14 protein-coding genes are annotated in these 12,323 nt (G+C 50.1%); 10 read left to right on the top strand and 4 right to left on the bottom strand.

Annotated elements, in window-relative coordinates; genetic code table 11:
• Nucleotide 1 precedes the first annotated feature (1 nt).
• Genes T458_RS49675 through T458_RS49665 form a run of 3 tightly spaced genes read right to left on the bottom strand, consistent with a single transcriptional unit; the run spans nt 2 to nt 730 of the window.
• Nucleotides 2-286 (bottom strand): hypothetical protein, encoded by a 285-nt coding sequence (locus tag T458_RS49675; RefSeq protein ID WP_144083902.1) that lies wholly within the window; start codon nt 284-286, stop codon nt 2-4.
• The gene (locus T458_RS49670; protein WP_023558615.1) at nt 249-485 is read right to left on the bottom strand and encodes a hypothetical protein; all 237 of its coding nucleotides are present in this window, start codon (nt 483-485) and stop codon (nt 249-251) included. Before T458_RS49670 ends, T458_RS49675 begins: the two co-directional genes overlap by 38 nt.
• A gap of 11 nt (nt 486-496) precedes the next feature.
• A complete protein-coding gene (locus tag T458_RS49665; protein ID WP_023558614.1) occupies nt 497-730 on the bottom strand; it encodes a hypothetical protein in 234 nt (77 codons plus the stop codon).
• A gap of 250 nt (nt 731-980) precedes the next feature.
• Here T458_RS49665 and T458_RS49660 point away from each other — a divergent pair, with 250 nt between their 5' ends.
• The 8 genes from T458_RS49660 to T458_RS49625 all read left to right on the top strand — a co-directional run bounded on the left by T458_RS49660 (nt 981) and on the right by T458_RS49625 (nt 8,594).
• Nucleotides 981-1,757: an IclR family transcriptional regulator gene (locus T458_RS49660; protein ID WP_023558613.1), complete on the top strand. Its 777-nt coding sequence runs from the start codon at nt 981-983 to the stop codon at nt 1,755-1,757.
• On the top strand, nt 1,757-2,497 hold the full coding sequence (gene pxpB, locus T458_RS49655) for a 5-oxoprolinase subunit PxpB (protein ID WP_023558612.1): 741 nt from the start codon (nt 1,757-1,759) through the stop codon (nt 2,495-2,497). Before T458_RS49660 ends, pxpB begins: the two co-directional genes overlap by 1 nt.
• The gene (locus tag T458_RS49650; RefSeq protein ID WP_023558611.1) at nt 2,494-3,498 is read left to right on the top strand and encodes a 5-oxoprolinase subunit C family protein; all 1,005 of its coding nucleotides are present in this window, start codon (nt 2,494-2,496) and stop codon (nt 3,496-3,498) included. The genes pxpB and T458_RS49650 overlap by 4 nt, the downstream gene beginning before the upstream one ends.
• 11 nt (nt 3,499-3,509) lie before the next feature.
• On the top strand, nt 3,510-4,271 hold the full coding sequence (gene pxpA / locus T458_RS49645) for a 5-oxoprolinase subunit PxpA (RefSeq protein ID WP_023558610.1): 762 nt from the start codon (nt 3,510-3,512) through the stop codon (nt 4,269-4,271).
• 48 nt (nt 4,272-4,319) lie between these two features.
• Complete coding sequence (locus T458_RS49640; RefSeq protein WP_023558609.1) at nt 4,320-5,507, top strand: NRAMP family divalent metal transporter; 1,188 nt, start codon at nt 4,320-4,322, stop codon at nt 5,505-5,507.
• Nucleotides 5,508-5,585: 78 nt separating this feature from the next.
• Complete coding sequence (locus T458_RS49635) at nt 5,586-6,377, top strand: putative hydro-lyase (protein ID WP_023558608.1); 792 nt, start codon at nt 5,586-5,588, stop codon at nt 6,375-6,377.
• 1 nt (nt 6,378) lies between these two features.
• Nucleotides 6,379-7,644: a purine/pyrimidine permease gene (locus tag T458_RS49630; protein ID WP_023558607.1), complete on the top strand. Its 1,266-nt coding sequence runs from the start codon at nt 6,379-6,381 to the stop codon at nt 7,642-7,644.
• Nucleotides 7,645-7,874: 230 nt separating this feature from the next.
• Complete coding sequence (locus tag T458_RS49625) at nt 7,875-8,594, top strand: YebC/PmpR family DNA-binding transcriptional regulator (protein WP_023558606.1); 720 nt, start codon at nt 7,875-7,877, stop codon at nt 8,592-8,594.
• 47 nt (nt 8,595-8,641) lie between these two features.
• Here T458_RS49625 and T458_RS49620 read toward each other — a convergent pair whose 3' ends face one another.
• Entirely contained in the window at nt 8,642-9,802 is a 1,161-nt protein-coding gene (locus T458_RS49620; protein ID WP_023558605.1) for a S8 family peptidase, read from the bottom strand.
• 193 nt (nt 9,803-9,995) lie between these two features.
• On the opposite strand from T458_RS49620, the gene T458_RS49615 reads away from it, so the two are divergent.
• Nucleotides 9,996-10,412 carry a VOC family protein gene (locus tag T458_RS49615; protein ID WP_023558604.1) on the top strand — a complete coding sequence of 139 codons (417 nt, stop codon included), beginning with the start codon at nt 9,996-9,998 and terminating at the stop codon, nt 10,410-10,412.
• A gap of 598 nt (nt 10,413-11,010) precedes the next feature.
• On the top strand, nt 11,011-12,267 hold the full coding sequence (gene ltrA / locus T458_RS49605) for a group II intron reverse transcriptase/maturase (protein ID WP_023554544.1): 1,257 nt from the start codon (nt 11,011-11,013) through the stop codon (nt 12,265-12,267).
• Nucleotides 12,268-12,323 lie beyond the last annotated feature (56 nt).

Raw genomic sequence — 12,323 nt, 5'->3', positions numbered from 1 at the left:
TTCATTTTTTGAAGAGGGCAGCTACCAATTTCTTTCGATCAGGCGACAAAGCGTACTGCGGGTAGGAAGTTAATTTGTCTTTTGTCTCGGCCCGTATGATTTCTGTCAGGTCCACATCGGTGATTTCATTCGTATCCAGGTTCCAGATATAGGGACGGATATTCTCTTTCTTATATTCGTTGGCTGCGATGTAGGTGCGAGGCTCTTCGGTATAGTTGGACCCCAGAACAGAAAGGACTTTATTGCGATCATTGCGCATGGTATAGGTGGCTGTGTTTTTTGTCACCGATCGTATTCCAGGATGGAATGACGGTCCTCAACAGGTTTATCCCAATCGTAGAGGTGGTGAGTACTTTTCCGCTTTGTGACAAAAATTGCAATCCAATCAGATTCTCTCCAAGCGGCAGTTGTTCTTGTTGACCATCCCGCCAGACCAGCACACGGCGGGTGTTGTCCAATTGTGCATCCTGTTCCCAGTAGAGCAAGGTTTCTCCTCTCAGATCCAGTCCAGCACCGTCGCAGAGGGATGGCCAGTAAGTTCAATGGATGCGACTTCTAAAAATGCTGACACTTGCTGCCCATTGTTCTCTTCAGGCTGGTTGGTAGTTGTGGGTGTGGCAGGATTGGCTGGTGTTTCGGTAGCAGATGGCGAAGACGGGTTGTTTTCCGTACCGCATGCAGCCAAAAGGGATATGCTGAGCAGCATACACAGCAGAGATATTTTCTTCATTAGGGCAGTCTCCTACTTTCTCTAGCTTACTTGATGCATCCTATCATTATAAAAAATGGGAGGAAAAGGTAGAATATTCCAATGGTTCAAATGTTAAGAAAGGCGTAGGCATGAAGCTGCAAGACCAAAGCAATGCGGAATAGAATGAAAATTACATATTGTCATGTAATTTGCATTCGATTTATAATGGATCACAAGTATCGATTAACGGAACGGTCGTTCCGATATTCGGAACAAAGGAGTGGGGAATATGTCTGAGAAAAACAGCACGGTGTTAAAAGCGGCGGAATTGTTGCAGCTCTTCCTGTCTCATCCCTCTCTTACTTTGCCGCAGGTTGTCAAATTAACCAGTCAACCCAAGACCTCGGTACATCGGATGCTTAGCTCTTTGGAAGAAACAGGTTTTGTACGTCGGACAGCAGATCATACGTATGAATTGGGATTTGTCTTTTTACAGTTTGGACATGCTGTTGCCGAACGATTGGATATTCGAAAAATTGCGCTGCCGATCATGCAGCGGCTTCGGCAGGAGATCGGCGAAGCCGTGAACCTGATTGTAAGAGACGGCAACGAGGCAATCTACGTGGAGAAAGTAGATACCACCGAACCGGTTCGTGTGTTTACGGCGATTGGTCGTCGTGCTCCTCTGTACGGCGGGGCATGCCCCCGCGTTTTATTGGCCTACATGCCAGAAACCGAGCGGGAAACGTATTTCAAAAACGTAAAATTGGAGCAAATTGCTAACAATACCATTACAGACCTGAAAAAGCTGCGAGAAGTCATCGCGCAGACGCGTGAAGCCGGGTATACGATCAGCCATTCGGAGCTCTACAATTACACCTCGGCGGTAGGCGCACCCATTTTCAACCATTCGGGCAGCATCGTTGCTGGTCTAAGTATCGTGGGACCAGAAAATCGTTACGGAGAAGAAAATTTGCCGTTTTATATTGAAAAAACAGTAACCGCAGCCCAAGAAATTTCGGAAAGGCTGGGCTGGCAATCAGCAGGGAAAGGAGAGAAGGCCTGATGGAAGCAACTTTTCAGCCATTGGGTGATCAGGCCGTTGTGGTTCAGTTCGGTACGACCATGAGTCTGGAGGCGTATCAACAGGTAAGGCGTGTTGCCTTGATACTGGACAGGCATCCCATTCCGGGAATGGTGGAATACATTCCTGCCTACACGACGATTACGATCTTTTACAACCCGCAGGCATTATATGACTGGAACCAAAAGCATACAGCGAGAGAGCGGGCAGAAGAGTCGGATACTCTCTATCAGGTAATGTGCAATTTGATTCGGGAACAGCTAAAACAAGCAACCGTAGTAAGCGCAGGTGAGGAACGGACTGTGGAAATTCCGGTTTGTTACGGAGGAGAGCTGGGTCCTGATCTGTCTGATGTAGCCGCGTTGAATCAAATCACGGAACAGGAAGTGATCAATATCCATGCAGGGGGAGATTATCTGGTCTATATGATTGGGTTTGCTCCTGGGTTTCCTTATATTGGCGGGATGTCAGAGCGAATTGCGGCACCGCGCAGGAAATCTCCTCGCCTCTCGATTCCGGCAGGCTCTGTCGGGATTGCGGGAAAGCAGACCGGTATCTATCCCATGGAAACACCAGGTGGCTGGCAAATTATCGGCAGAACTCCCTTGAGGCTGTTTCGGCCGGAAGACGATACGCCAAGTCTGCTGCAGGCGGGAGACCGGGTTCGTTTTTATCCGATCTCCATGGAGGAATACCGGGCGTTTGAGGAGGGATCATCGTGACCGTACGTGTGATTCGACCTGGATTGTTGACCTCGGTTCAGGATGCAGGGCGATATGGTTTTCAAAAACATGGAGTGATCGTAAGCGGTGTCATGGACCCGTTGGCGCATCGGATTGCCAATCTGCTGGTTGGCAATGAGGAGACACAAGCCACTCTGGAAATGACTCTAAAAGGTCCCAGCCTGGAATTTTTGGAAGATGCGCTGATTTCGATATGCGGTGGTGACTTGTCCCCATCCGTGGAAGGGACTCCGGTGCCGTTGTGGAAGCCTATTTTCCTGAAAAAAGGATCCGTTCTGGACTTTGGCCCATGCCGAACAGGAATCAGAGCGTATCTCGCTATAGCAGGGGGCTGGGATGTTCCGCTCATTATGAACAGCCGTTCCACCTATTTGCGAGCTGGGATTGGCGGGTTTCAGGGACGTGCTCTCAAAGTCGGAGACGAACTGAGCGCGGGGACGCGCACGCGGCTCGGCGAAGAAATGGTGAAGCGACTAAGCAGTCAATCAGCTCGGGCTGCCTTCACGGCTGCTGAGTGGGGAGTGGCTCAGGAAATGGTGCCGAATTATACGTCAGCTCCGGTGATTCGAGCGATACGCGGCAATCAATACGATTGGTTTACACAGGAAAGCCAAATCGCATTCTATTCAGAGCCTTACAAAGTCACACCGCAATCCGATCGCATGGGTTATCGGCTGGATGGACCAACACTCGAACTGACCGAGCCGATGGAATTGATCTCAGAGGCCGTGGCTTTTGGTAGTGTACAGGTTCCGGCTGAAGGCAAGCCCATCGTACTGCTGGCTGACAGGCAGACGACCGGTGGGTACCCCAAGATTGCCCAGATTGCCACGATAGACTTGCCGTTGATCGCCCAGACGAAGCCAGGGGATACCATCCGTTTTACGGAGATCAGCCGTGAGGAAGCGGAGTGGCTTTTGCTGGATAGAGAAAATCAAATCCGTCAATTAAAGACAGGGATTCTGGTGAAAAACACCTAGGAGGGATCGTCATGTATCACATCGATTTGAATTGCGATATGGGAGAGAGCTTCGGAGCCTACCGGATTGGTAATGATGAGGCCATCTTGTCGTACATTACCTCGGCCAATATTGCCTGCGGATTCCACGCTGGAGATCCGGCTACCATGCGCAAGACCGTGCAGCTGGCATTGAGACACGATGTCAAGATCGGGGCTCACCCTGGCCTGCCGGACCTGCAAGGCTTTGGAAGAAGGAACATGGCCATTTCCGCCGAGGAGGCCTACGATCTGGTCGTGTACCAGGTGGGGGCGCTGCAGGGCTTCGTTCAATCCGAGGGAGGAGTGATGCAACATGTGAAACCGCACGGTGCCTTTTACAACATGGCTGCCGTCAATCCTAATCTGGCTCGGGCAATCGCAGAAGCGGTGTACCGAATCAATCCAGAGCTGTATCTGGTAGGGCTTGCCGGAAGTCATTTGATTACAGAGGCAGAAAAAATCGGGCTTCGTGCAAAAAGTGAAGTCTTTGCGGATCGCACCTATCAACAGGACGGGACTCTCACCCCGCGCAGCCAGGAGGGTGCACTGATCACGAATGATGAACAGGCAGTTCAGCAAGTAATCCGTATGATCAAAGAAGGAAAAGTGCTTACAAGACAAGGAAGTGACTTCGCGATTCAGGCGGAGACGGTCTGCATTCATGGGGACGGCGAACACGCTCTGTCATTCGCGCGCGAAATTCGCGAGACTTTGGAGAAAACCGGGGTAGAAGTCAAAGCTATGTCACTTTAAGAGAAAAAAGAAAAAACAGACTACCAAAAAACGGAGTGAATCCATTCTATGAAACAATCCAAATTGAGTCTGCTTTTGGGGGCAGCCTTCCTGATGGCAACATCAGCGATTGGACCCGGTTTTCTTACACAAACAACCGTATTTACACAGACGCTGCTTGCAAGCTTTGGGTTCGTGATCCTGATGTCCATTATCCTGGATATCGGAGCGCAGATGAACGTGTGGCGCATCATTGCCGTATCTGAAAAAAGAGCCCAGGATATTGCGAACATGGTGCTGCCGGGTATGGGCTATCTGGTGGCGTTGCTGATTGTCATGGGCGGTCTGGCCTTTAATATCGGGAACGTGGCTGGTGCAGGCCTGGGCCTGAATGTGTTGTTCGGGATCCCCGCTGAGACGGGCGCACTAGTAAGCGCAATTATTGCTATTGGTATTTTTCTTGTCCGCGAAGCAGGAAAGCTTATGGACCGCTTTGCCCAAATTATGGGCTTTATCATGATTGGTCTCACCATCTATGTAGCCATTGTATCCTCTCCTCCTGTTGGAGAAGCTGTACTCAAAACCTTTGTTCCTGATACGATTGACGTCTTGGCGATCGTCACCCTGGTCGGCGGAACTGTTGGCGGCTATATTACGTTTGCGGGCGGCCACCGTCTGTTGGATGCAGGAGTGAAAGGGACTGCCGCTTTGCCGGAAGTGACAAAAAGCTCTACGTCCGGGATCGTGGTAGTATCCGTCATGCGTGTCGTGCTGTTCCTGGCCGTACTTGGGGTTGTGTCCCAAGGACTGCAATTGGATCCAGCCAATCCACCAGCATCTGTGTTCCAGTTGGCAGCGGGTGATGTCGGCTACAAAATCTTTGGTATTGTGATTTGGGCAGCTGCGATTACTTCTGTTATTGGGTGCGCTTATACATCCGTCTCGTTTATCCGAACCTTTCATCCGGCACTGGAGAAGTCTCATAAATGGATCATTATCGGCTTTATCGCAGTGTCGACACTGGTATTTCTCGTCGTCGGCCGTCCGGTTAAGATTCTCGTCCTGGTAGGAGCCTTGAACGGATTGATTCTGCCGATCACTCTGGGTATCATGTTAATTGCCGCCTATCAGAAAAAAATCGTTGGCGACTACAAGCATCCAGTCTGGATGACGATTTTTGGCGGAATCGTCGTAGTCTCCATGGCGATCATGGGCATCTATACCTTGATAAATGAATTGCCGAAACTGATGTCGTAAACGAATGATCCAATCCTGCCGCAGGTATGATATCATCATATACTGCGGTACTTTATTAGGGTAAAGGAGGAATCCTGCATGAGTTCCATTGCTGCTATGACTCCGCAAGAAGCTCGTCAATGGATTAGAGAAGGACGTTGGCAAAAGCCGACAGCAGGCATGGCGAACGGATATACGCAGGCGAATCTGGCTATTTTGCCGCGGTCGCTTGCATTTGACTTTTTATTATTCTGTCAGCGCAATCCCAAACCTTGCCCGGTCCTGGATGTAACCGACGCAGGGTCGGCGATACCTTCGCTCGTGGCGCCGGATGCCAATTTGCTCACAGACATTCCGAAATATCGCGTGTACCGGAATGGTGAGCTGACAGAAGAAACAACCAGCATTGAACATGTTTGGCAAGATGACATGGTTGCCTTTTTGTTGGGGTGCAGCTTTACGTTTGAGAGGGCGATGCTGGAAAACGGCATTCCGGTCAGACACATCGAACAAGACTGCAATGTACCAATGTACATCACCAACATCGCATGCAAGAGCGCTGGTGCCTTCTCGGGTCCGATGGTGGTCAGCATGCGTCCGGTTCCTCATGAGCAAGTGGTGCGGGCGGTGCAGGTGACGTCTCGTTTTCCAGCCGTTCACGGGGCTCCTGTACACATCGGTGATCCCAGTGTCATCGGGATTCAAGCAATCGACAGGCCCGACTTTGGTGATCCCGTCACCATTCGCGACGGAGAGGTTCCCGTCTTTTGGGCATGTGGAGTTACACCGCAAGCCGTCGCGATGCAGTCGAAGCCGGAAATTATGATTACGCACGCTCCTGGACATATGTTTATTACCAATCTGCGTGACGAGGAATTCGGGGTTTTATAAAATGAGATTGGCTTTGTCAACCTTGCAATGGGCCATGTTTATCCTCGCTGGAAGCGTAGTGGCTCCATTGGCAATTGGTCAGGCGTACGGCATGTCCCCCCTGGAAATAGGCGAATTTGTGCAACGCACGCTATTCGTATTGGGGATCGTCGCACTCGTACAGACATGGTGGGGACATCGCTTGCCGATCATGGAAGGCCCCGCAGCTCTTTGGTGGGGAGTATTTCTTTTGTTCGGTTCACTTGGCGCTGCAACGGGAGAGGAGTCTCGGTCCATTCTGCCGGCGCTTGGACTGGGCCTTGTCTTCAGCGGCGTCTTGTTTGTCATCATGAGTATGTGCGGATGGATTGCCGTGATTCGCCGACTGTTTACGCCTGCCGTAATCGGCACGTATTTTATTCTCCTGGTTATGCAGATGAGCGGCCCCTTTGTAAACGGGATTCTGGGCACGGCGTCCACCTCCTTTGACTGGAAAGCGACGTCTATCGCGATTGCTACATTGATATTGTCTTTCATTCTCGCTCGCAGCAGCTTGCCTTTTTTGCGCAACTATTCCGTATTGATTTCAATCCTGTTTGGGTGGTCGCTATTTCAAATTTTTGGACTTCAGGAACCATTCGGAGAAGCCAGCCAATCGTGGTTTACCCTCCCTGGAGTATTTTCATTTGGTTGGCCGGAATGGGATGGAGGCATTATTCTCACATCGGTGATCGTGACCCTGCTTTTGCTGAGCAACATGATCGCCAGTATGGAAGCAGTGGGTCACGTGCTCGAGAATAAGGATAAAGTAAATGAAAAGCGCACTGGCTTGATTATGGGCGGAAGCCAGCTTTTATCCGCTTCTTTTGCTACGGTCAGCTTCGTGCCGCTCTCGTATACGGCAGGGTTTATTATGACCACACGGATGAAAGAAAAGCTGCCGTTTCTCTTGGGGAATGGCTTGCTGGTGCTGATCAGCTTTTTTCCAGCTGTCACGGGGTTGTTTGCTTCGATTCCCGTCTCTGTAGGGTACGCCAGTATTTTCCTCTCCTTTGTCAATATGCTCGGCATGGGATTGCAAGAAATCGCACGTGACGGATTGGGAGAGAGACAATTGTATATTGTGGGCATCTCCATCATGATCGGTACGGGATGCATGTTTATCCCCTCTTCCTTTTTATTCCTGGTGCCTCCCTTCCTGAGCCCTTTAATCAGCAACGGTCTGCTGATGGGAGTAGCCAGTTGCCTGCTGCTGGAACGGTTGGTTCGGAAAGAAGAGACTGCTTAAGCAAAATTAGCCGCCTGTCCACCGGGACGGCTTTTTGACGTGGCACAGGTTGCTGGAACTTGCCGGAAACCCGCATTGCAAATGATGAAATTGAGGTATAATATAATCTAGTGCTAGATAAGAGGAAGCTTTTATTCATATAGTTCGTCAGCAGAATGCTCATGAACTTTTTATAGTTTTTGATGTCTGATAGAACACAATTCTACAAGTATGAAAGAGAGTGGGACTGTATGGGTCGTAAGTGGAACAATATCAAAGAAAAGAAAGCGTCCAAAGATGCAAGCACCAGTCGCATTTATGCAAAATTTGGACGTGAAATTTATGTGGCTGCCAAACAGGGTGAGCCAGATCCAGAGTCGAATCGCGCACTGAAGGTCGTACTCGAGCGTGCAAAAACGTACAGTGTGCCAAAAGCGATTATCGACCGTGCGATTGAAAAAGCGAAGGGCGGCTCTGACGAAAACTACGACGAGCTGCGTTATGAAGGCTTTGGTCCCAACGGCTCCATGGTGATCGTGGATGCCTTGACCAACAACGTGAACCGCACAGCATCCGAAGTGCGCGCTGCCTTTAACAAAAACGGCGGAAATATGGGAGTAAGCGGATCTGTCGCGTATATGTTCGATGCGACTGCCGTCATCGGTCTCGAAGGCAAATCAGCGGATGAAGTGCTGGAAATCCTCATGGAAGCGGATGTAGACGTTCGCGATGTGCTGGATGAAGACGGGTCCGTGATTGTGTACGCTGAACCGGATCAATTCCACGCTGTGCAAGAAACATTGAAACAGGCAGGGATTTCAGAATTTACCGTAGCGGAGATCACGATGCTGCCGCAAAATGAAGTGACTCTTCCTGAGGATTCCCAAGCTCAATTTGAAAAATTGATCGATGCCCTGGACGATTTGGAAGACGTCCAGCAAGTCTACCACAACGTAGATTTGGGCGAATAATAATAGAGGAAAGCAGACCTGTCGAGATACAAGGTCTGCTTTTTTTATCAAGTGGCTTGAACCGCTTTGGCCGCATTGACTCTACCGTAGAGCCAGTAGGCGCCAGTGCCGGGGATCGGGTCCGAGGTGTTCTTGATGGCCCGTTGAATCTGTACGTTTGTTTTCCCTTGGGAAGCCAACAAGGCGGCAATACCGGCCACGTGCGGCGCAGCCATGGAGGTCCCGCTCAGGTAGGCATAGTAGCTGCCCGGGTAGGTGGAGAGAATATTTTCGCCGGGTGCCGCGACATCTACCCATCGGCCGTAATTGGAAAATGCGGATTTCTCTTCGCGCTCATTGGTGGAGCCAACTGCGATGACATTGGGGTAGTTGGCCGGATAGCTGGGAAGAGAGGAACCGGCATTTCCCGCGGCTGCAACGATGACCGCCCCGCGATCCCAGGCATATTGAATCGCGGATTGCAGCGAGCTGGAGGCAGCGGGAGAGCCCAGACTGAGATTGATTACTTGTGCACCCTGTTGGGCCGCGTACACGATTCCGCGCACGACGTTCATCAGTTCCCCGCTTCCCGTATCGTCCAAGGAGCGAATGGGCATGATCGATGCCAGCGGGCAGACTCCGGCAATTCCGAAGCCGTTATTGGTTGCGGCAGCTGCAATGCCAGCCACATGGGTACCGTGACCGTTTCCATCCATCGGTTGGGGGGAGTTATTGACAAAGTCGTAGCCTGGTACGAGTTTGGGCTGCAATTCGGGATGATCCAATTGCACACCTGTGTCCACAACCGCAATTTTGACAGCCGGATTTCCCTGTGTCACATCCCAGGCAGCGGGAGCCGATATTCGCTGCGGGCCGTACTGATACAGCGAGAAATAGGGGTCGTTGGGAGCAGCGGAGGCTTGGAAGAGATAATTGGGCTCGACAAACGCGGTTTCTGCCAGGCCCTGATAATGCTTCAGAATTCTTCGCATCTTTCGCTTGGATGCAATCTTATAGATCCCCAATTCGGGATCGTGCTCCATCATTTCACATTTCGCCTTTTTGTGAATCTCCGCGATCTGAGTGGGCGTCACACCGTCATGAAAGCTGACGATCAACTGATTGGGGACGTGAGCATGCCACTTCTCATCCTGTCTGCGATCCCAGTATCGGTACAGGACGACTGCCATGATACCCCCGAAGAGCAGCAGGCCAATCCAGAATTCCATGTTCACCTCTCCTTTTTCAACAGACTTCTTCTTTGTGTATGCAGGAGGTAAAACAGGAGATTGGATGCTTATCCCTTTTTGATGAAATCTAAGGCAATGAACCAGGGAAAAAGCGCAATCGAGAAGAAATCCATAAGGTGACAGCCTGTTAAGATGGCATCAGAGGGAATGATATAGAGGAGGAATGAATGAAATGGGTTATCAAGCAAAGCAGATTTTTGTGAATTTGCCTGTTGAGGACTTGCAGAAGTCAGTCGAATTCTTTAGTGCATTGGGATTTACATTCAATCCACAATTTACAGACGAAAAGGCAACCTGCATGGTGATTGGCGAGAATATCTACGCCATGCTGCTGGTGAAAAGCTTTTTCCAAACCTTCACCAAAAAAGAAGTAGCTGATGCGACAAAGAGTACAGAAGTCCTGGTAGCCTTGTCCGCGAACAGCAGGGAGGAAGTAAATGATCTGGTTCAGAAAGCCCTGGCGGCTGGCGGCAAGGAAGCGAATGACCTTCAAGATCACGGCTTTATGTACAGTTGGAGCTTCCAGGATCCCGATGGACATATCTGGGAGCTGATCTACATGGATGAGAATGCAGTGCCAAAAGAATAGTGGGATACAGAGATGAGGCCGATTGGCCCCATCTCTTTTTATGGTGTGCCCGGCATGGGCGTTGTCTCTAGGGTGAAAGTCCCGAATGGCGAAGGCAACAGTAGCCACTAGCTTACGACAAGGGTGTCCACCGCGAGGTGGAATCTGAAGGAAGTCTGCGGCAAACCTCCGGCCTGAGGAACACGAACTTCATATGAGGCTAACGATAGCTGGATGAGTCTGCCATACAAGACGAAGTCCATGTTGCCAAAGGCTATCGGGAGTAAATGAAGCAGGTGGATGGAGGGAAAGACAACGTTCTTACCCGGGGAGACCTGACTGGGACGCCATGCCCTCATGGTAACCTTCTCCGCTAGGAGAAACTGAACGGTCAGGAGTCAGCAGAGGCCATAGTACCGGAGTAGAGGACGCTTGAAACGGGAAGGGCCGAACATTTAGGAAGAACGGGACGCTAGGCGTTCACTCTTTATGATGATGCAGACAATCCAGATGGACTTACTTGAAGGAGGAAATGGTGAATCCATGGGGGACTTCAAGAGGGCGGAATAGAGAGTGGCACAAGTAGAAAGAACGTTCACGCGAAAGGATATCTGGTTTTATGATGGGACAACTGCTGTCACGGGAAAACCTCCTGTTGGCACTAAAGCGAGTAGAAAAGAACAAAGGAAGCCACGGTGTGGATGGTATGTCCGTAAAATCCCTACGTCAACATATCTTATCCAACTGGGACTCCCTACGAGCGTCATTGGAGAATGGAACCTATGTACCTTCGCCAGTCCGACGAGTCGAAATCCCGAAACTGAACGGTGGTGTTCGGCTATTAGGCATTCCTACCGTGACCGACCGTCTCATCCAACAAGCAATTGCACAGGTTCTTTCTCCGATATTTGATCCTATGTTCTCCGAACATAGTCATGGATTCCGTCCAAGAAGACGGGGACATGACGCAGTCAAGAAGGCACAGACATACATCGAGGAAGGATACCGTTGGGTCGTAGACATGGATCTTGAGAAGTTCTTCGATAAGGTAAACCACGATAAACTTATGGGGCTTATCGCAAAACATGTCAAAGACAGAACTATCCTAACCCTCATCCGACGCTATCTCGAATCAGGGATTATGGTTAATGGTATGGAAATTGAAAGCGATCAAGGGGTGCCGCAAGGTGGCCCGTTGAGTCCGCTCTTATCCAATATCATGTTGCACGAACTCGACAAGGAACTGGAAAAGCGGGGGCTTCGATTCCTTCGCTACGCAGATGACTGCAACATCTATGTGAAGTCAAAGAAGGCAGGAATCCGCGTGATGGATTCCGTGACCACGTTCATTGAGAGAAAGCTCAAGCTAAAAGTCAACATGGAGAAAAGCGCCGTTGATCGCCCATGGAATCGTAAATTTCTTGGTTTCAGTTTCACGGTGAACAAATCGCCCAAGATTCGAATAGCGAACGATAGTCTGAAGCGAGCAAAACAGAGGATTCGGGAGATCACCTCCCGCACTAAACCACTCCCAATGGAATACAGAATTGACGATCTCAATGAGTACCTTACAGGTTGGTGTGGCTATTTTGCCTTGGCTGATACCCCTTCGGTGTTCAGCCATCTTGACGAATGGATTCGAAGAAGACTCCGAATGTGTCTCTGGAAAGAGTGGAAGCGCCCGAAAACAAAAGTAAAAAGGCTTATCTCCTTAGGAGTTCCCAAGGAAAAAGCCTATGAATGGGGCAATTCACGAAAGAAACAATGGCGAATTGCATGTAGTCCAATTCTTCACCGAGCATTGAATAATGCTTACTGGCGTAATCAAGGTTTGAAGAGTTTGTCAGACAGATACACCTATTTGCGTCATACCTAAATGAACCGCCGTATACCGAACGGTACGTACGGTGGTGTGAGAGGACGGGGGTTAGT

The organism is Brevibacillus panacihumi W25, assembly GCF_000503775.1.
GTDB classification, from domain to species: Bacteria; Bacillota; Bacilli; order Brevibacillales; family Brevibacillaceae; genus Brevibacillus; species Brevibacillus panacihumi_A.
The sequence above is the reverse complement of the archived record's forward strand: the minus strand, read 5'-3'. Positions and strand labels throughout refer to the sequence as shown.